This is a genomic window from Providencia rettgeri (genome assembly GCF_001874625.1).
Lineage (GTDB): Bacteria > Pseudomonadota > Gammaproteobacteria > Enterobacterales > Enterobacteriaceae > Providencia > Providencia huashanensis.
In genome coordinates this window covers 1,971,678-1,991,611 of the sequence record NZ_CP017671.1, presented here as the reverse complement: position 1 = coordinate 1,991,611, position 19,934 = coordinate 1,971,678, and the positions used below count along the sequence as shown (strand labels likewise).

Annotated in this window: 21 protein-coding genes and 1 pseudogene; 19 read left to right on the top strand and 3 right to left on the bottom strand. The window is 50.5% G+C overall.

Annotated elements, in window-relative coordinates:
* Window positions 1–165: 165 nt before the first annotated feature.
* Window positions 166–1,134, bottom strand: a complete 969-nt coding sequence (locus tag RB151_RS09090; RefSeq protein WP_008169685.1) for an integron integrase — start codon at window positions 1,132–1,134, stop codon at window positions 166–168.
* A gap of 361 nt (window positions 1,135–1,495) precedes the next feature.
* Between RB151_RS09090 and dfrA46 the strand changes: the two genes are divergently transcribed.
* The 7 genes from dfrA46 (at window position 1,496) to RB151_RS09050 (ending at window position 6,689) form a co-directional block, all read left to right on the top strand.
* Window positions 1,496–1,969 (top strand): trimethoprim-resistant dihydrofolate reductase DfrA46, encoded by a 474-nt coding sequence (gene dfrA46, locus RB151_RS09085; protein WP_071547860.1) that lies wholly within the window; start codon window positions 1,496–1,498, stop codon window positions 1,967–1,969.
* 180 nt (window positions 1,970–2,149) lie between these two features.
* The gene (locus tag RB151_RS09080) at window positions 2,150–3,373 is read left to right on the top strand and encodes an erythromycin esterase family protein (RefSeq protein WP_071547859.1); all 1,224 of its coding nucleotides are present in this window, start codon (window positions 2,150–2,152) and stop codon (window positions 3,371–3,373) included.
* Between the two features lie 124 nt (window positions 3,374–3,497).
* Entirely contained in the window at window positions 3,498–4,040 is a 543-nt protein-coding gene (locus tag RB151_RS09075; protein ID WP_071547858.1) for a DinB family protein, read from the top strand.
* Window positions 4,041–4,134: 94 nt separating this feature from the next.
* Complete coding sequence (gene maoP, locus RB151_RS09070) at window positions 4,135–4,536, top strand: DUF413 domain-containing protein (protein WP_071547857.1); 402 nt, start codon at window positions 4,135–4,137, stop codon at window positions 4,534–4,536.
* A gap of 553 nt (window positions 4,537–5,089) precedes the next feature.
* Window positions 5,090–5,596, top strand: coding sequence for a hypothetical protein (locus RB151_RS09060; protein WP_071547856.1), 507 nt, complete (start codon window positions 5,090–5,092; stop codon window positions 5,594–5,596).
* A gap of 103 nt (window positions 5,597–5,699) precedes the next feature.
* Complete coding sequence (locus tag RB151_RS09055) at window positions 5,700–6,140, top strand: hypothetical protein (RefSeq protein WP_071547855.1); 441 nt, start codon at window positions 5,700–5,702, stop codon at window positions 6,138–6,140.
* Window positions 6,141–6,224: 84 nt separating this feature from the next.
* The gene (locus RB151_RS09050; RefSeq protein WP_071547854.1) at window positions 6,225–6,689 is read left to right on the top strand and encodes a GNAT family N-acetyltransferase; all 465 of its coding nucleotides are present in this window, start codon (window positions 6,225–6,227) and stop codon (window positions 6,687–6,689) included.
* Between the two features lie 453 nt (window positions 6,690–7,142).
* Here the strand turns inward: RB151_RS09050 and RB151_RS09045 are convergent, their stop codons facing one another.
* Together RB151_RS09045 and RB151_RS09040 are read right to left on the bottom strand one after the other, a co-directional pair.
* Window positions 7,143–7,769: a hypothetical protein gene (locus RB151_RS09045; RefSeq protein WP_228130981.1), complete on the bottom strand. Its 627-nt coding sequence runs from the start codon at window positions 7,767–7,769 to the stop codon at window positions 7,143–7,145.
* Between the two features lie 356 nt (window positions 7,770–8,125).
* On the bottom strand, window positions 8,126–8,767 hold the full coding sequence (locus RB151_RS09040) for a hypothetical protein (protein WP_000796664.1): 642 nt from the start codon (window positions 8,765–8,767) through the stop codon (window positions 8,126–8,128).
* Between the two features lie 293 nt (window positions 8,768–9,060).
* Between RB151_RS09040 and RB151_RS09035 the strand changes: the two genes are divergently transcribed.
* The 12 genes and pseudogenes from RB151_RS09035 (at window position 9,061) to RB151_RS08980 (ending at window position 19,874) form a co-directional block, all read left to right on the top strand.
* Complete coding sequence (locus RB151_RS09035) at window positions 9,061–9,381, top strand: hypothetical protein (protein WP_000547566.1); 321 nt, start codon at window positions 9,061–9,063, stop codon at window positions 9,379–9,381.
* A gap of 303 nt (window positions 9,382–9,684) precedes the next feature.
* Complete coding sequence (locus tag RB151_RS09030) at window positions 9,685–9,870, top strand: hypothetical protein (protein WP_001186917.1); 186 nt, start codon at window positions 9,685–9,687, stop codon at window positions 9,868–9,870.
* Window positions 9,871–10,089: 219 nt separating this feature from the next.
* Complete coding sequence (locus RB151_RS09025) at window positions 10,090–11,058, top strand: AAA family ATPase (RefSeq protein WP_000085162.1); 969 nt, start codon at window positions 10,090–10,092, stop codon at window positions 11,056–11,058.
* 10 nt (window positions 11,059–11,068) lie between these two features.
* Entirely contained in the window at window positions 11,069–12,040 is a 972-nt protein-coding gene (locus tag RB151_RS09020) for a hypothetical protein (protein WP_237071525.1), read from the top strand.
* Window positions 12,037–12,567 (top strand): single-stranded DNA-binding protein, encoded by a 531-nt coding sequence (gene ssb / locus RB151_RS09015; RefSeq protein WP_000987165.1) that lies wholly within the window; start codon window positions 12,037–12,039, stop codon window positions 12,565–12,567. The genes RB151_RS09020 and ssb overlap by 4 nt, the downstream gene beginning before the upstream one ends.
* A gap of 94 nt (window positions 12,568–12,661) precedes the next feature.
* Window positions 12,662–13,250, top strand: a pseudogene (bet, locus tag RB151_RS24610) (phage recombination protein Bet); the annotation flags it as partial.
* 463 nt (window positions 13,251–13,713) lie between these two features.
* On the top strand, window positions 13,714–14,724 hold the full coding sequence (locus RB151_RS09005; RefSeq protein WP_000706865.1) for a YqaJ viral recombinase family protein: 1,011 nt from the start codon (window positions 13,714–13,716) through the stop codon (window positions 14,722–14,724).
* Window positions 14,725–14,923: 199 nt separating this feature from the next.
* Window positions 14,924–16,201 carry a DUF3150 domain-containing protein gene (locus RB151_RS09000; protein ID WP_000170086.1) on the top strand — a complete coding sequence of 426 codons (1,278 nt, stop codon included), beginning with the start codon at window positions 14,924–14,926 and terminating at the stop codon, window positions 16,199–16,201.
* An 84-nt stretch (window positions 16,202–16,285) separates the two neighbouring features.
* Window positions 16,286–18,082, top strand: a complete 1,797-nt coding sequence (locus tag RB151_RS08995) for a VWA domain-containing protein (protein ID WP_000039318.1) — start codon at window positions 16,286–16,288, stop codon at window positions 18,080–18,082.
* Window positions 18,083–18,143: 61 nt separating this feature from the next.
* Window positions 18,144–18,479 carry a hypothetical protein gene (locus tag RB151_RS24295; protein ID WP_001071288.1) on the top strand — a complete coding sequence of 112 codons (336 nt, stop codon included), beginning with the start codon at window positions 18,144–18,146 and terminating at the stop codon, window positions 18,477–18,479.
* A gap of 264 nt (window positions 18,480–18,743) precedes the next feature.
* Window positions 18,744–19,283 carry a hypothetical protein gene (locus RB151_RS08985; RefSeq protein ID WP_000018872.1) on the top strand — a complete coding sequence of 180 codons (540 nt, stop codon included), beginning with the start codon at window positions 18,744–18,746 and terminating at the stop codon, window positions 19,281–19,283.
* Window positions 19,284–19,373: 90 nt separating this feature from the next.
* Entirely contained in the window at window positions 19,374–19,874 is a 501-nt protein-coding gene (locus RB151_RS08980) for a hypothetical protein (protein WP_000793769.1), read from the top strand.
* Window positions 19,875–19,934 lie beyond the last annotated feature (60 nt).

Genomic DNA, 19,934 nt, shown 5'->3' with positions numbered 1-19,934 from the left:
ATCGCCGGTCGCGGCCATCGGGACCTCTCCCTGTACCGCAACTTCATCTTAAACGATCATCGCTGGTCGTCAAATACCTCGAAATCAGCTCATAAACAAAAGCGGACATTCGCCGCACTCCCAATTCCAGGCTTTACGCCCCTTAAACGGGTAAGCAACGCCCCATCAAGAACTTGGCAAACGATCAAAAGGGCTGACGGTTCCAGCACGTCGATCGCCAATGACATGCGTGTAGATTTCTGTCGTTCGAATGTCGCTATGCCCAAGAATTTCCTGGACCGTCCTGATATCGCTCCCCGATCTCAATAACTCTGTCGCAAAGGCATGCCGAAAGGTATGAGCCGTCACACGCTTGGTGATTCCCGTGGCCAGAACGGCCTGCCTCAATCGCCGCGAGTACGATGAATGATGAAGATGGTGGCGGCACACATAACCAGCGATGGGATGAACGCATCTTGTTACGGATGGGAACAGGTACTGCCAACCAAAGTCCTTCATGGCCGGTCCATACTTCTTGTGAAGTGAGGCCGGCACTGACGTAAGCCCGAATCCATCGGCCAGATCGGACTCATGTACAGCCCTGACATGGGCGAATTGTCGCTCCATGTTTTCTCTTAGATTGCCTGGAATCAGTGTGTATCGATCTTTTCGTCCCTTACCGTTGAATACGAGCAAACTGCGGCTTTTTAGGTCGATGTCTTTCACGCGAAGCGAAAGAGCTTCGTTGATTCTCAAACCGCATCCATAAAGAAGCGCAGTGATGAGCCAATACTCTGCATCCATGTTTTGAAGAATAGAAGCAACTTCATCGGGACTCAGAACGGTTGGCATGCGTCGAGGCGTTTTCGTCATCTTGTACTGTAGGTTTTCAATCTCCCGCTTCAGCACATGCTTGTAGACAAAAATAATCGCGCATAGCGCCTGATTTTGAGTGCCCGGACTGACTCCCCGATTGACGGCGAGGTGATTCAGGAAACGCTCAATTTCGTGATTACCCATGACTTTTGGGTGCTTCTTGTCATTGAAAAGGATGAACTGACGAACCCAGTAAAGATAGGACTTCTCGGTTCGGTAGCTGTACTGCTTTGTCCTAATTTCTGTGCGGACCGATTGTAGAAACGGTGATTTCGACACGCTCGCCCTCCGTGGCTGAATGCTGTATGTACGTACAGTTATAATAAAAAACACCCAAAAACACCAAAATTCTTGCGGCTTAATTTGCACGGCCCTGCTCACTTTTCACAATGCATCTCTGTAGGTATCTGTTTCAGCATGGGAAAAATTCGACCCACTGGATTTAACGTGCAAAAACGTGCATAAATATCCCGCGTGCACACTTTTCACAGAACCAAAAGCTCAAAAGCCCCCTGAGATGGAGGGGTAATGATCTGAAAAATCGAGGTTATTCAGGTTGTGAAGCAGTATTGGACTGGGTGATGGTGTTGCGGTTTAATAAGAAAGCAAACTAATAAGCTGTTAGCCCTCAGGAGGAAAAATGAAAATATCCATTATGGCAGCTGTTTCCGAGAATGGAGTAATTGGCTCTGGATTGGATATACCTTGGCATGTATATGGTGAGCAGCTCCTGTTCAAAGCTATGACTTACAATCATTGGCTTTTAGTCGGTCGTAAAACTTTCGACTCAATGGGTAAACTTCCGAATAGGAAATATGCTGTGGTTACTCGTACTGAAATGGCCTCGAATGATCCTGATGTTGTTTATTTCACAAGCGTTGAATCGGCATTAGCTTACTTAGACAACACGACAACACATGTCTTTGTTTCTGGTGGTGGTGAAATTTACAAAGCATTAATCGAACAAGCAGATGTTATCCATCTTTCAGTGATTCATAAGCACATCTCTGGCGACGTGTTTTTCCCTTCAGTTCCACAGAGTTTCAAGCAAACATTTGAGCAAAGTTTCAGTTCAAATATTGATTACACGTACCAAATTTGGACAAAGGGCTAACAAACTGTTCAAGAGTGATTCGCAACGCGTGGCATTTTCACTATGCGTTGATTTAAGTGATTAAGGTGGTGTGTGGAGGCTTCGGTATTGCGTTGCTCACACCTTAACAGGGCGTTATGTATCCTGACCTAGGAACTAGATACAGCAGATCCATCATAATGAAGATATTGAGTTGAACATATGACGTACAGAACAATCAGAACGCTCTTACAGCCTTGTAATGTAGATTTCAGTGAGCTTGAAGATCTATCTTCGATGGCGAAATATGCCAGAGTGATAGGGATTGGCGAAGGGGCTCACTTTGTTTCTGAGTTTTCCTTGGCCAGAGCCAGTTTCATCCGATACTTTGTAGAGATGCACGAGTTTAATGCAATTGGGCTGGAGTGCGGGGCGGTTCAGGGTAACCGGATCTCCGAATGGCTCAAATCTTCAGCGAGCACGGATAAGCTAGAGGAAATCACGAACCCATTGACCTTCGCTCTGTATGGGTCGGTGCTGACTTGGCTCAAATCTTATCTTTTAGAGACTGGAAAAAGCATTATGGTGGTTGGCGTTGATTTGCCCAATACGCTGAACCCACTTGACGACTTACAGAGATTGTCCGCGGCTATTGATTTACTGGATCCCATTTTGAAGCCGGACGTCGATGCGTTAATCCAGTCTTTGGAATCCATATGTGGCGATTCCCCCGTGATTTCATCCGCGCAATGGGGTGAACTGGGTACCGCTAAACAGGATCAAGCCTTCTCCCGGATTAGTCGGTTAAAGTTGCGGTTGTCTGGATTGGAACCAATTCTAGTCCAGCGAGGTGGAAAGGAGCTGTTTCAAAGGGCGTCGGAGTGTGTCTGTTCGATTGAACATACGCTCGAAACATTGCGCACCATGAAGATGCTCTTTGATGGCACTTCACTCGATGGTGACACTTCCGTTCGTGAGATGTTCACAGCTACCACTGTTGAGAGATTTCTTCACGCAGATCCAAATTTGAAGATACTTCTACTTGCGCATAACAACCATATCCAGAAGACTTCAGTTTCCTTTTCTGGAGAACTTACGGCTGTTCCTATGGGCCAGCAACTTGCGTATCGGAGGAAAGATTACCGTGCCATTGGAGCAACGCATCTAGGGGGTACTGTGCCGGAGATGCAGTTTCCTTCGCCTGACAGTCCGTTAGGCTTTTCGGTGGAGCCCACAGACGCTGATAAAATCCAAAGAGACAGTGTGGAACAGCATATTATGAGTGCTAGGGGTGTGGCGGGCTCATGTTTAATATTGTCGGACGACGTTAAAGGCGCTAGCCGAGTTAGATCGCAGAGCTCATCTGTTGAGACGAATGTGAGTGATGCCTTTGACGCTATATTCTGCGTTCCTAGCGCCAACCAAGATAAATTAGTGAAATTATAGGCATCGGAAATTGGACTACATAACAATCACATGCACTCGGAGAGCAAAAAGTACCGCTCGTCCCTCGCTTTGCTTTTCGCTCCCGGTGATGTGAGGCGTTATACAGTAGAAGGACCTCAGTCAGATGAGCCTGAAACAACATTTTGAGCTGATGGCCGAATACAACCGGTGGATGAATGAGAGGGTATATGGCGCCGCAGGCAACCTGAGCAAATCGGCTCTTTTAGAAGATCGAAGAGCCTTCTTCGGGTCAATATTGGGTACGCTAAACCATATCGTTGTTGGGGATACGATTTGGCTAAAGAGGTTTGCTGCACAACCAGCAAGCGCTGAACCACTACGTGAAATCACTGAGCTAGCGGCTCCCAAAAACCTCAACCAAATAATTTTCGAAGATCTTGATGAGTTGTATAGCCACCGAAAGTGGCTAGATGAGAAAATCATCAAATGGATTTCAGGGCTCACTGATAGTGATTTAGATTTTATTCTCAGCTATCAGAATACCAAGGGTGTGCCCGCCACCAAACGATTTTCCTCCTTGATCTATCATTTCTTCAATCATCAAACTCATCATCGGGGGCAGGTAACTACGCTACTTTCGCAATCTGGCGAAGACGTTGGGGTAACGGATTTGCTAGCACTGATCCCGAGTCAGAACAATGTATAACCAGGGGCTCCAGCGGACCGGTTTTCCGGCGCGGTGCGCCTCCAAATCGGCCGCTGAGCCCAGGCGTTAAAACGGGGTATGCCCTGGTGATACCATGAACGATGAACAACAACATAAAAAATATCGAGAGATGGATTTTCTGTTACCCGCATGGCTCGAGCGACAATTTAGCCATCAGGAAAATATGGAGCTGGAGCTGAATGGGTGTTGGATTAGGGCTTTAGAGCAAGGTGTTCTCAATCCCATCAATATCGAGCACCAACATTTGTTGGATGTGGTTACGGGAAAGGCAGAACCAAGCACATTGCTTGAGCAAACATGGCTTAAGTATAAAAAGCTCTCAGCAAATGGCTGCCCTTGCGAGGTATGCGCCGGTGTCGGGTATTACGACAACCCGAAAACTGGGGAAAGGGAAACTTGCTATGGCTGCCATGGTGCCGGACGTGTTGGCTGCACTCCGGTACAAATTACAGTAGAGGGGCATTATTCCAAGTGACCCAAGAGGTTTTAACAAGGCCAGTCACGGCGACGTCTACTACATTGCGGCTTCGCCTCCATTCCGTAGCCGCGCATGCTGGCTGGCGTTATGCAATCAAGGAGGACAAGTTACGTGATCACTGACCGAGAAACTGAACTGGCTGAGCGACTAATCAAGCTACATGACGGAAGGAGCTATCGGGAACTCCAAGAAATGTCGGCGCTGCCTAAGGACCCGAATGACGATGGGAAGATCACTGAAGACATGTATCTGGATATGTGTCGGGATATAGAGAACGAAATGGGTGCGTTGGAAAGCATCGAGTCTATAGATTGCCTACCGAGAAATGAGTCCAAGTTGACGTTGTGGAAGGCGAAGTACAGCAAAAGTGATATCAAAGTGTTTTGGGCGATTGGATTCGACTCGGAGACACTGAAAGTTCAAGACGTTTTGGTCCAATGGTAAATGCATAACAAGGCCAGTCACGGCGACGTCTACTACATTGCGGCTTCGCCTTCATTCCGTAGCCGCGCATGCTGGCTGGCGTTAAAACGTAAATACAGGAGGTCACATGCAACGGATCGCAACACAAATTACTCTGCGGGTTAATCTGCTCTTTCTATCCTTGATTCCTAGCATTGCTCTTGCCGACAACTCGGCTCCTGAAGACTATCTCGCCAATAAAACGCTGGTGTTGGAGGTTCGGTATTGTGAGTGTCAGGCTACACAATCGGATAGCTTACCCTCTGATTTATTGCCAAGCTTTCTGGAAGAATCGAGACTTTTAAGGGTTAGCGTATCGAGCAAGGATAAAGGCTTTGCCTCTTCCAGTGAGTTGTCCATAGGTTATGAACTCAAGCCAATCATGGGCTCGTCCGGCCAATTCCAGTTCAACTATGCTGGCAATTACACTACAAGCAATGGGAGCAATGGGAGCAATGGGAGCAGTGTTGGCAACGGGGAGTTGGTGTTGGTTCAGGGGCAGTGGGTCAATCTTTTCGGCTCACAGCATGAGAATGAAACTGGATCGCAACACAGCAACGTTGCGGTGCGGCTGGCTAACCCCGGAGGTTCCTGATGGTAGGTTTTAACCAATGCAGGCACGGCGACGCCTACTACATTGCGCCTTTGGCTCCATTCCGCAGGCGCGCATGCTGCAAGCGTTGTACGAGTAGGTACTGATGAACTTCGAGATTGGACGATCAGAAGATTTTTTAGTCGAGCACTGCTATTCCTGTGCTGTGCCCGGCTATTTGATCGTCTCTCCGTTGGCTTCAGTCGAATCGCTAGATGCTCTACCAAGGCAATCGGTCGAGAGCCTTGGCCCTCTATTGGCCAATGTCACTTCGCTGGTAAAGGAAGCAGTGAATCCCTTGCGCATCTACTGCGCTCAGTTTGGGGAAGAGCAGTCTCGACTTCATTTTCACATTTTTCCCAGGGGAGCCGCCCTTACTGAAGAGTACTTGGAGGCATTTCCCCACCATGCGTCACAAATTCGAGGCCCTATTGTTTTGGATTGGGCCAGGGACCGTTACCGTTGCTCTCACGAGGTGGTGTTTGAAACGGTCGCGGGTGTCATTGGCCAGCTGCGGGAGTCTTGGAACGTACAACAAATCGCTTAAGTACGTTCCCGGCCTGACGGCCGTCCACCGGACGTCCCTGACGGGCCGCCGCTTAGCTTCGCGTTACATGGTGAGGTCGGCCTTATGATTCCAGTGAAGCTGAGGGATCTTCAACAGAAAGATAAGACGGCTGTTATGTCGATGCTTCGAGATCCTGAGGTCATGCGATTTCTTGGGCCGGGTCGCGCCCTGACAGAAGATGAGGCGAATTCTTGGTTCGAGAGTGCTCTCACTAACCCAACTCGCTTTGCTATTGCAGAGGCTGATAAAGATGAATTTATCGGGTTCTGCGGTATTAAGCAGATAGATGGCGTTTTCGACTTCGGCTATTTCATCAGGTCGGAGTTTTGGGGAAACGGGATAGCTGCCAAGGCTTGCGAGTTGGCGGTTGAAAGGCTATCCACAGAGTTCGACCTCGATACCGTTCAGGTCTTCATCGCGGACGATAATGTGGCCAGCAAGAGAGTGGCCCAAAAATTGGGTTGGCAGGCCACGCACAGTGGTTCTAAGGATGGAGAGTATGGCGGATACTATCGAATCACCATGTAACAAGGCGGTCAACCGGACGCCAAAAGCGTGCCGCTTTTGGTTCCCTCCGCTGGCGCTCCGGCGCCGGTTACCTAAGCGTTATTCCGAAATCTGAACGTTCGCTTTGCGACCAAAGCTACGGGCGGCCAATTTATTATGGCATCCTCCAGCTACAGTATGAGTATGGTGGTACGACCATTGCTCACTTTTAAGCATCCCCGAGGAAGTTATCTGTATCTGTGCTCTCACTGGATCACATCGCTGGTCGTGAAATACCTCGGGTGAATCGCCGCTTGCGGCGAGAGGGCAGAGCCCTTGGAGCAAGTGCTCCTATTTTTACACACCAAATTACATACCGTGTAAAAACTAAAAATGCCCCAAAAGCCTTTGCTTATGGGGCATTCACTCACTCACCAACAGAAGTACACAAAATTCACTATATACTCTCTTAGGCCCCTTTCTCATGTAGATTGATTACGCTTCTGGGTAAACAAATAACTCTGCTTTTCCCTGATCAAGAAGGTAAGGGAAAGCAACTTTTTCGCCATTATCCAGCTCAACCGATTTTGGAGCAAGGTAGAGGTAGGCCCAAGCTGGTAGCTGTTTGCTAATAGCTGCGTAGATCGCTTGCTGAGGAGCATGGCTTGCTGCCCCATTACCGACATTCACAAAGTTGTATGCGGTCTCATGGCCTGATGTGAAGGCATACGCTGTACCTTGAACGCCAGAGACAAAATTAGGAGCTGACCCTAGGCGAGGCTCCACGATTTTCACCTTAACGGAACACATGTCAGCTACCTTACTTTGTCCGTTCACCCACGTCGGGCAACCCCATTCATTCTTGTAGAACTGATAGGTTAGGCGACCATCTTTGTCATACAGAAGCGTGAAATTGGCACCCAAATCAGTCAGCGCTGACTCAATGGAAACTTTCACATGTGAAAGAAATTTGGCCTGAGCGTCTGCCGGTGAAACTGCTTCGTTAGCAGGCATCCAAGCGATCAAGCTATTGCGAGCGCCATGCTGTTTGGGGCCGATAGCCCAGTTCGCAAGGTTGACCAAGCCACCTTGCCAGTCGGTCATTCCGAGCTGAGGGGACATGTAGCCAGACAGCACGTAGGCTGCCCCAAACGTTTTGGTGTCGGTCAGACGCTCCAGCTTGTCACGCGGAACAGAAGCGTCTTGGATGCCTGTTACCAGGCCACCGGCCTCCGCGATGTTGTAAGCGCGACTGTGATTGGTTTTGTACGCTGTGGGTTCGTAACTGCTGGTGGATGCACAGCCAGATAGAGCTGCTACAGCCAGAGCCACGGTGGTGATTAAAGCCTTTTTCATGTTGTTCTCCGTTCTTACCTGAGTTGAATCTGATTTACTTCGATAATATCACAGCATCAAAAAATGCAACCATAAAAGACAAAAAAAAGCCCCTCGGGCGAGGGGCAAAGGTTTGGGCTGGGTTATGCTGCTTTTGTTTTCTCGGCTTCGTCTGCGATTTCCTTGTCGCCGGTTGCAGATTCCGGAGCGGCTTCGGCCACTTCACCTTCTTTGCCTTTGCTGTGGGCGGAAATGCGAGCCCGTTTCTCGATGCCGATGATTCGACCGGCCAGCTTGATGAGGCGTTGCTGCCATTGGTAAGTGGCGTCGGTGCGCTGCTTGCTGGTCAGTACGGTGTTCAGCCAGAGAGTGTCAACGATCCCCATCAGGGTATCCAGTTTGCGGATCAGGTGTGCAAACTGAGCAACCTGAGGAGAGTTGATCTCGATGGTGTATTCATTCGGGTTGGTGTAGCCGGGCATCATGTCGATGCCGTTGTCTTCCATCAGCTTGTTGAGCTGGGCGGTAGCTTTGTCCAGGTCTTCGGAGACCTTGGAAATGTGTTCCAGGATGACGGTTTCAACCTGGTCGATTTCGTCCTGCTCACCGATGATGCGAAGGATCACGTCGATGGAGAACAGGGAGTTGGAAACTCGCTCAAAGCTGCGTTCCATGACGCGCTGAGCTTGGAGGCTGTTTACTTTCAGAACTTGCTTGAAAACAGGGCGAGAGTAGTGGTTGCTGCGGTCGTTGTTTGTGTCCAGTGCTACTTGTGCTTCTGCCATTAGAGATACTCCTAAATTTGAGGTACAGATAAACGCACTGGAAAGGATAAATGCGGTCAATCTGTAACCTGACCTCTCGAAGTGCCCAAAATGGACAGTTACAGCGTTTTCTGTTTAGCAAAGGTGAGCTATATTTGAATCATCTTAGTCGCTCTGCGGCTATAGGTGAGATAGCTGGTCTCCGAAAACAAACAGCATCTAGTCTTATGCCGTATGGCATTACTTAACCCCAAGCCGGGGGCTTCTCCCGGTTTTCGGGTGTTGCCCCTGTTTTTTTACATAGGAGCAACACCATGCACATCATCACTTTCATTGTAGTTCTGCTTGCATCTCTGGGCGCACTGTACGTAGGCGCGAAGGCATTTGCTTTTTCCTTCATCGTTCTCGCTAAAGTGTTCCAGCGTATCGGTTTGTTCCTTTGGAACAAATTCGCAGTTCCTGCAATGCGGTCTGTACAGGCCGTCATCAAAGAACGTGCTGCCAAGGCTGAACAAGCCAAAGCAGTCGTTGAACCTGAGGTAACTCAAGTTCAAGAAGTCGCTAAACAAGAACCTGACTGGGATTATCTCGAAATCCCGACTTACCTTCGTAAGGGCAAGGAACTTGTTTGGTAATAACTGTCGCTGAGTAATCTTCGACACTTTCAAACCCATCGGGGCAACCATACCCCGACGGGGATGTTGCCCCTTTTTGCTTAGGAGCAACATCATGGAAATCGCTATCATCGCTTTGTGTATCCCTACTGGTTGGGCAATCTCTCGTCCTTTCGTGAGAATCGCTGAATCGTTCGGTTACTGCTGATAGTCAACGCAAAGGGAGGGGGCAACCCCTCTCTTTCTGGTCAAGCCTCTGTGGCTTGTCCTCAAAGTCTTCTGGTGTCAGTTGGCTTTGACGACAAGCTACAGGGGGAATGTCGAATGCAACAGAATCTTCATGTTTACGACGATCACGCAGGCATCATCTATCTGGCTGATGGACGCGAGGTGAAATTTGATCCGAAACTGTATTCCAGCTCCTACCAGGCGCACAGTGAAGCAGTGAAGTGGGCCAAAGAAACCGGGGTCATTGGTCAAAACGACGATGTGGTGATGTTCGTCCATTGAGGGAGTGGCCTCCAGGAGAGGCTACTCTCCTCGCTCCTTAAAAGTCTTCTTACTCATGGTGAATACCATCAGTAAGCAGATTTTGTTCTCTTCGGAGAGCGAAAAGTGCGATAGCTGGTCGCCAAAAACAAACAGCAAATTAACGTTAATTTACTAGCCCAACCGGGCGCATCCGCCCGGTTCGGGACGTGGTGCGCCTGTCACAATAGGAGCGCACCTATGTCTCAATACTCTCAATTCTCAGTAAGCAAGGTTTTCGGTATGCCCAGCATTCCGGAGAAGGTAACGGCCATCGGCTACGCTGACGGTTCAAACCCTTTCATCCCTGCCACTGATACCAACTACGTTTTCCGCAAAGAGTTTCTGCGAGAGGTCTTGGCCTATCTCAAAGAGCCTGGCGGTGACGCATTGTTCGTAACCGGCCCTACCGGGTCTGGCAAAACCTCAGGTATCACCGAGATCGCTGGTCGTCTCAACTGGCCTGTTCAGCAAATCACTGCCCACGGGCGGATGGAGCTGACAGATCTGATTGGACATCACGCTCTGGTCGCGGAAAAGCCTGGTCAACCACCTGTCATGAAGTTCATGTATGGACCTCTGGCAGTCGCTATGCGTGAAGGTCATCTGCTCCTCATCAACGAGGTGGATTTGGCCGACCCTGCCGAGCTGGCTGGTCTCAACGATGTCCTTGAAGGGCGTCCCCTTGTGATCGCTCAGAATGGCGGGGAAATCATCAAGCCGCACCCGATGTTTCGTGTGGTCGTTACTGGTAACTCTACGGGGTCCGGTGATGCTTCTGGTTTGTACCAGGGGGTGATGATGCAGAACCTCGCAGCTATGGATCGCTATCGTTTCACCAAAGTAGGGTATGCGGATGAGGAAGCTGAACTCAGCATTCTTGGCCGTGTTACTCCGAAACTTCCGGAAAATGTGCGGAAGGGAATGGTTCGGATTGCTAATCAGGTCCGCAAACTGTTTCTTGGCGAAAACGGTGAAGATGGTCAGATCAGCGTCACCATGTCCACTCGGACGTTGGTGCGTTGGGCGAAACTGTCTCTAGCGTTCCGTGGTGCCCCAAATGCTCTTGAATACGCCCTGGATCAAGCTCTGCTTATCCGTGCGGCCAAAGAGGAGCGTGAAGCCATCCTGCGTGTTGCGAAGGATGTGTTCGGGGACCAATGGCGCTAAGGGGTGACGCATGAAGAAAAATGACTGTTTGTGCCGTCGTTACACTGCTAAAGAGTGGGGCAATGACGAAACCACAATAGAAGTCTTCATTGGCTACAAGTTGCTCCGGGAGCCCAGCTCCTCGGAGCCAGGCCAATTCACGATGGTCGAGCTACGCCGAACCGTCACTGATGGGAAAGCTGAAAATTGGTCTGAGACAAAGCTCGAAGGACCTTTTGAAGCTAACGGCCCAGACACGATCCCAATGTCCTACAAGGACAAAGAAAGCCAGTATGTGTCACAGTTTCTCAGCCAGGGGTACACCTTTCTGGATGAGGTGCTGGTAAACGCAGAGACACAGACGGTGCTGGAAGGGGGGAATGTTTCAGCCGGACAAACAGCCAGCTTGGGATCTCTCAACTGGCTGTTATCTCCGCCCTCTGAGTTACCTCCAGGTGACATAAACCTCTTCAAAGGTTTTGTTGCTGGGGTTTTTGCCAAAGGAGCCGGTTTAATCGGCTTTGAGGTTGCTCGGAGCGAAGGCTCAAATGACTTGCTACCCAGTGTGCTGATGCGTACTGACAGCGGTTATGAGCTTGGGGTTAGCACTGGACTAGGCGAAAACACTATCCATCCAGCTACGCTGGAAGGCGCTGGTGAACTCCGCCCGGAACATGGTCACAAACCCCTGCTGATGTTGGTTTACCTGCAACAGCGTTTCGCGGATGACTTTTCAAACGTAGAGAAGCCGCTGGTGGCATTCTGTGATGAACAGGGTGATACCTTCGACTACGAGCGTTTTGATTCACTAAAACCCCTCATTGAACGGTTTGGTTTCAGCTACGACGAAGTAAGAGCAGATGCAGAAAGGCTTGGCCTTGTATCTGAGCTGATTCGCCTGGCAGAGATCGACGCCGAACAAGAGGATCACTTTTTTAACCCTTACGGGGGCTTGCTCCCCGAAAGGGGCGTTGGCCCTCTCCAAATAACTTGGAGGTCATGATGTCTAAAGGCGTCAACAAAGTAATTCTGGTCGGTAATCTCGGTTCTGACCCGGAAATTCGCTACATGCCAAGCGGAACTGCCGTTGCCAACTTCAACGTTGCAACAACGGATACGTGGCGCGATAAGCAGTCTGGCGAGCAAAGAGAGCATACTGAGTGGCACCGTATTGTGCTTAAAGGTCGTTTGGCAGAAGTCGCTGGTGAGTACCTGAAAAAGGGCTCCCAAGTCTATCTCGAAGGGAGCAACCGCACCCGGAAGTGGACTGACAGCCAACAAATCGAGCGCTACACCACCGAAGTACACTGCGTTGAAATGCAGATGCTTGGTGGTCGTGGAAATGCACCTCAGGACAACTCTCAACGTGCAGCGCCCCAAAAAGGGCAACGTACAGGAGCCGGTACGCAATCTGCTCCTGTGCAGCAATCAGCACCGCAAGGTGGTATGGGCGGAGGCTATGGTCCCGCTCCTGATGGCTGGGATGATGACATCCCGTTCATGCGGCTGCACCACTTGGCTGGCGGGTAACACCGCCAACTCTTACTAAACCCCACGGGGGCACTCATGCCCCGAGGGGGTCATGGTGTCCTCAAACCGTTCATTCGTGAATTGGAGAAACACCATGTCTGATAACAAATCTCTTGTAACCCGTATCGCAAGCCGGTTTGGCGTGGACACCCGAAAGTTCTATGAAACTTTGAAGGCGACCGCATTCAAGCAGCGAGATGGAAGTGCCCCGACCGATGAGCAGATGATGACGCTCCTGATCGTGGCTGAACAGTACGGTTTGAACCCTTTCACTCGGGAAATCTATGCGTTTCCTGACAAGCAAAATGGGATCATTCCGGTAGTAGGTGTTGATGGTTGGAGCCGCATCATCAACGAGCATCCCCAGTATGATGGCGTCGAGTTCGTGTATTCGGACAAGATGGTCAGAATGCAGGGGGCGAAAGTTGACTGCCCTGAGTGGATTGAATGCGTGATTTACCGTAAGGACAGATCTCGCCCTATCCGCATCAAGGAGTTCATTGATGAGGTGTACCGTGAACCGTTTCAGGGTCAAGGTCGCAATGGTGCTTACACTGTTGATGGCCCCTGGCAAACGCACACCAAGCGTCAACTCCGGCACAAGTCGCTGATCCAGTGTTCTCGTGTCGCATTTGGTTTCTCTGGTATTTATGACCAGGATGAAGCTGAACGCATCCGTGAAATGGAGCAGGCATCGGCCATTAACCCGGCTATTGCCAATCTCCCTTCACCATCTCAAGTTCAAAGCCAAGAGCCTTTGGCTATTGAGCACAAAGAGCTTGACCCGATCCTAACCAAACTCGCAAATCGCGCCATTGCTGAAAACGCATGGTCTGCGGCGCATGAGTATGTGAAGGGACGGTATGAAGGTTCGGAACTGCAATATGCGACTCAATTCCTTCGTGACAAGGAGATGGATCAAATGGAGCCTCCGAAACCTGACTACCAGGAAGCGCACGAGCAAGAGTCCGCCGCTGGTGGTTCTGCAAATGCTGAACCTGGTGCCGAAGAAATGCCGCCTTTGAGTGACGAGGACATGATCCCTGTTACAGAAGAGGAGGGCGCGGAAGGCAGTTACTACTAACCCCAACGGGGGGGACTCCCCCGCTGGGGGAGATCTCCCTCCTAACCATTGGAGAGAGGTCCATGAAAATAGTCAACCTATCGCAACGAGAGGAAGATTGGCTTGATTGGCGGCGTCAAGGTGTAACAGCCACTGACGCCGCTATCCTGCTCAATCGGTCTCCGTACAAAACACGATGGAGACTGTGGGCCGAGAAGACTGGGTATGCGCGTGAAGTCGATCTGAGTCTTAATCCGCTGGTTCGCCGGGGGATAGAAAACGAAGATGCTGCAAGACGCGCTTTCGAGGAGAAGTATGATGACATGCTGCTCCCCGCCTGTGTCGAATCGGTTCAATACCCGCTCATGAGGGCCTCCCTGGATGGCCTGAGAGATAACGGGGAGCCCGTCGAGCTGAAAAGCCCGAGTGCGACTGTCTGGGAAGATGTTTGTGCTGAGAAAGCAAACAGCAAGGCATACCAGCTTTATTACCCGCAGGTGCAACACCAGCTCCTGGTAACGGGGGCCAAGCAAGGCTGGTTAGTCTTCTACTTTGAAGGTCAGATTCAGGAGTTTCCAATACTCCGAGACGAAGCCATGATTCAAGAAATCTTGGCCGAGGCTAAAAAGTTCTGGCAACAGGTAGTAGACAAGAAGGAGCCCGACAAAGATCCAGAGAGAGACCTGTACATACCGCAAGGTGAAGAGGTCAACCGTTGGATTGCTGCTGCTGAGGAATACCGCCTCTATGATGCTGAGATTCAGGAGCTGAAACAGCGACTGTCTGAGCTTCAAGAAAGGCAAAAGCCTCATCTCGACACCATGAAGTCCCTCATGGGGGAATACTTCCATGCCGACTACTGCGGTGTGATGGTAACGAGATACAAAGCGGCTGGCCGGGTAGACTACAAAAAGCTGTTGGCTGATAAGGCGTCAGGCGTGAAGCCTGAGGATGTTGACCAGTACAGAGAGAAGTCATCAGAGCGGTGCCGTGTAACGGTTACTGGCTCTGTGAAGCCACGGTACATTGTTGATGAGGACGTGCTTGCTCCTCTTGATGATTTGCCGGAAGAAGTAGAGACGTTCTACTGGTGAGTGGGGGATTTTCCCCCGCTTTCCCTTGGGGATTCTGGGAGTCTCCAACGGAAAGCAAGATTTTGTTCTCTTCGGAGAGCGAAAAGTGCGATAGCTGGTCGCCAAAAACAAACAGCAAATTAACGTTAATTTACTAGCCCAACCGGGCGCATCCGCCCGGTTCGGGACGTGGTGCGCCCCCAACTTTTTGGAGTGCATCATGACTAAAGTGAACCATCTACAAAGCCTCTGTGTTATCCACGTAGACTTTGACATCTGGAGTGGACAAACCCGTTTGTCTGCATCTGATCTCAAGCTGGGCGAGGGTGGTGAAATTCCACCTGAGAAAGTAGCTCAACTGGGAAGTAAGAAGATCTGTGATCCGGCTAAGCTGAAAGGCTTTCATCGCCTGAAAACAGAAACTCGTCGCCTCCTGCTGAAATTCGGTATGCCGTTCATGAACGGATTTGCCGTACCCGTCAGCAAGACCGATGAAATCTGTAACAAGCTGAATGACATAAACTTTCAGTTTAACCAACTGAAACAGGATTTCATCAAAGGTTACAACAAAGCCGTGGATGAATGGTGTCAGGAGAACCCTGAGTATGAACGAGCTATCCGTGCCGGAGCCCTTCCAAAGGAAACGGTCGAGGAGCGGATTGGCTTTGAGTACCAGGTGTTCATGATCCAGCCTGTGAACGAAGATGAGGCCAACGCCAAACGCCTTAACCGCAAGGTTGAGCGCTTGGGTGACGATCTCATCTCCGAAGTGGTTCAGGAAGCGAATAAGTTCTATATGGAACGTTTGGCCGGTCGAGACCAATGTGCGGTCACTACTCGGCAGACACTCCGTAACATCCGCGACAAGGTGGATGGGCTTAGCTTCCTGAACAGCGCTTTTAACCCTCTGGTCAAGCTGCTCGACCAAACCCTCCGGGGATACGAGCAACATGCCGATGGCCGAAACATCGTTGCGCCTTTCTTTTATCAGGTCGTGGCCGCAGTGCTGATCATGAGCGAGAGGGACCGCATCGAGCAGTATGCCAATGGCTCGATTACTGTAGAGGGCATGGCTAATGACATTGGCGGTTCGGGAGCCCAGATGGGGGACCGTTCTAAAGATGAAAAGGCCGAACAGAAAAGCGATAAAGCCGGTGAGCTTATCCCTGCAACAGAGGGTGGCGAAACCAAGCAGCAACAGGTAGGTGGTACTGAATCTGTTCAATCAGAACAGACTAACAGCGGTGGTAACGCTGTTGACCTGGATGAAGACATCGACAACTTCTTCAAGAGTTTTGCAGAACGAGGCGAGGGTGAATCGGAAGATGAATCCAATGCCGGTGATGTGGTTCGAGAAGAGCGCGTTGATGTTGAGGATGAGCCGGTTTTGCCTGAGGAAACTCCGGTAGAGCAAGAGCCTGTCCAAGAGGAGCCGACAGAGGAGCCTCTCAACCAGGAGCTGCCTAAAACTGACGACGATGGCGACTATTTCTTCTAATAGTCACTTCAACTAAACCGACCCGGAGGGGATAGCCATTCCCTCCAGGGGTGGACTATCTCCTTCCCTACCAGGAGAAAAGATATGTCCAAAAAACGCACCATTTACAGCGCTCTACCAATCGTGGCCGCAGCCTATGGTGAAAAACTCGGTGTCAAAGTCGCCATCGGTAACGATGACGCATACACCGATGGTAAGACCATCGTGGTTCCGAATATCCCCGACGACTATCCTCACATGGATGCTGTCTGGGGGTATTTGGCCCATGAAGCAGCCCATGTCCGGTTTACGGACTTTGGTGTTGAGCGCCGCAGAGGTCTTCATGCTGAGTTGTCCAACGTTTTGGAGGACTGCCGCATAGAACGGGCCATGATGGAACTCTTCCCCGGTACGTCGCAGACCCTGAATGAGGTTGCTCGCTATATGGCTCAAGCTGGTCATTACGAGCACGTCACAGACAAAGAGGCCCCTGCCTCCATTCTGACAGGGTTTTGTTTGTACTGGTTGCAAACCAAGGCTGTAGGGCAATCCGTCCTTCAACCCTATCTCGATTCGGCTACCCCCGTATTCGAGCGCGTGTTCCCTCAGGGTGTTGTTGTTCGGCTGAACGCTTTACTGCGTAAGGCTGTGAACACTAAGTCAACCGCAGAGGTGACATCCTTGGCCGACCAAATCATCAAGATGATCGAGGAGGAAAAGGAGAAAGAAGAGCAAAAGCCCCTGAATGGTCAGGATGGTAACAACCAGCAGAATGCTGGTGGCAACCAACCTCAGAACAGTCAGGGCGGAAGTGGTAACGATCAAAACCAAGGGCCTGATGCCAATGGTGGTGATCAGCAAGGTAAAGACCAGAAGCAAGACGATGCTAACGGGAAATCTGATCCGAAAGGACAGGGCGACCAAGGCAAGTCGGATACTGATGGTGGCAGCAAGGCAGGACAAAGCCAGGCTGGTGGCAATTCTGACGCGGCGAAACAAGACGCGGCCAAAATGCTCCAGCAGGTTCTGAATGCCGGTGCCGGTGATTTGCGTGGTGACGCGCATGATGCACTTAAAGCCGAGCTCAACCGGGTGGCTCAAGATAAGGGGGACAGTAGCTATATGACTGTTCGCTCTGCTGTGAACACCCAGGACAACCCTGCTGTTGGCAAAAGCCTGGTAGGGGATGTGAAGAGCACCACTTCAAAGATAAGAACGCAGCTCTACGGATTGGTCCAGGCCAGCCAGCGAGTTGCTCACCGTAACCAACGATCAGGGAAGCGTGTGGATGCTCGGAAACTACATCGTGTAGTGACGGGTGATACCCGCGTATTCCTCAAGCCGGAAGCCAAGAAACGCCCTAATACGGCGGTTCACATCCTGGTTGATATGAGCTCCTCGATGGCCTACAAGGCCGCCAATGGAAAGGAGCGTCAAGACATTGCGCGGGAAGCGTCCTTGGCTATTTCGATGGCTCTGGAAGCAATACCCGGCGTAAACCCGGCAGTCACCTTTTTTGGTGGCAACCGGAACCAGCCAGTGTTCAGTGTCGTGAAGCATGGAGATACGGTTCAGAATCGGGCCGGTCGGTTTGGGTTCAAAGCAACTGGCGGTACGCCTATGGCGGAAGCTATGTGGTATGCAGCTTTTGAACTCACCAAGACCCGTGAAGAGCGAAAAATGTTGATCGTAGTGACTGACGGGCAGCCTCAAAGCGCCCCGGCATGTCGCTCAGTGATTGACCTCTGTGAACGAAGCGATGTTGAGGTGATCGGCATAGGGGTAGAGACTACCGCAGTGTCAGGACTGTTCCAAAAGAACATTGTCATTGATGATGCGGCAGCTCTGCAACGCACACTGTTTAAGTTGATGGAGCGGTCATTGACTGCTTTTGCAGCTTAACAGGAAGTGAAACGACAAACGGCTATCCCTTCGGGGGTGGCCGTTTTTATTTGGAGAGTCTATGAACCAATTCCATTCATCTTTGGATTTGTATCATCGGAACAAAGGTAGAAGGGCTACAGTGCCGGAGACGCCTTTTTTACTGCTTGCTAAGCGCATTCCTCCGATGTACTGGAGACTGTTCCAGGGTGTTACTTTGGATAGTCGTATGGGATACACAGGCAGGCGGCAGTTCCACAGTCTTGGGCAAGCAATCGACTGGGCAAAGTCATCAGTTGGCGATTCCTGGTCAAATAAGCGCTTTCACAAGCCGGTAGGCCTCGATGTATTGCTGGCCTGTACTGCGAGTAAGGTGCCTGAACATCTGGTCGAAGAACTGAAAAGACGGGGCAGTTGATGCGTCTTTGAGCTTTGCACCCGAAAAGGGCAGTTTGAGCGTTCCTGTTCACACAGCTCTCGTGGAACAATCAAAGTGAGGAGGGAATACCCTCCCACTTTCTCAGAGGCCTTCATTGAGGGTTGCTGAGAAAGTGAATTTTGTCCTCTCTGAGGGCGAAACGTGCGATAGCTGGTCGCCAAAAACAAACAGCATTCAACCTCAGCCTAAGGGCGCACTGCGCCTGACAGGCTCTGTGTGCCCAAGTTACTTTAAGGAGCACACATGTCTCATCTGAACAATCTCAAATCCGTAATGATCTCTCTCGCCGCCGAACATAAGCTGCCTGAAATCTACCAGGATGACATCACTACCGATGTGGAGTCTCTGGATCGATTCGATGGTTTACGTCTGGTCTGGCTGTTGCGGTCTTGCGGCAGCGTATTGGTGCCAGCGGAAGTTGGCGTTAATCCGATCTATATCACCCATTGGTTGTGGTCTAACCACGGTCAACAGGTGGTTCCATTCTCTGTGGATACCCGCACGGGGTTGATTGAAAAAATCGACTTCGAGCAAGCTGAAAAGCTGATCATGCAGATGCCTTGCAACCTCTCTTCATTGCAGAACAAGGAATACTTGGTTGACCAGGTAAACCGAGTGTTGCAACGAGGTTGTGAAATGCGTATCTGGGGTATCTTCGAGTCTCCAAGCTCGGTGGAATCCGTTGGTGGTTGGAAAGAGTGGCAGAGCTATTTCAGCTCTACTGGGAATCGACTGATGGCCGATTTCGTTGGTAAAGCCATTCGATTCACCAACCCTCGATAAATCGCCGTTCAACCATTAACCCTAATTAACCCTATGGGGCTCCGATAGCCCTGAGGGGACGGGGCTCCGCAATCGCAATAAGGAGTCCCTATGAAAAACCTATCAGCTTTGGAAGCAGTTCTTGACTACGACAAACCTTCTCGACGTTTTCTTGATGAGCTCAACGAAAACCAGATGAAGGATTTGTCCGGGGAAATCTTCGCCAAGCTCTACTGGAGCAAGCGTAATCCCCAGTGGTACGAGAAAGACACCAATCGGCTGTTTGCACGACTTCGTTGGGTTCAGCGCATCATCAAGAAGCGCTTGAAAACCGGCAAGGTTAAACCTGAACTGACAGAAAATGGTTCAGTGATGGAGCGCTTCAACTTCCCTTATGGTGACACTCTCGATTTCTTCCATCGGTACTTGCGACATCCCAAATGGGAGGTTGTGTATCAAGAATCGGGGTGCAGTGCCTTTTGGAAAAATGAAGCAACGCTTGAGCTATGCACCTACTGCGAAGGTGATGTGGTCATGATGAAGGCTCCTGATGAAGCAACCTTCTTTCGTGATTGCAATCGCCTTAGCTGGTGGTATGCAGATAACGCTTGATCTTAATCCCTAACCAGGGGCGAACCGGCCCCTGATGGGAGCATGGTGCGCCCCATCTAT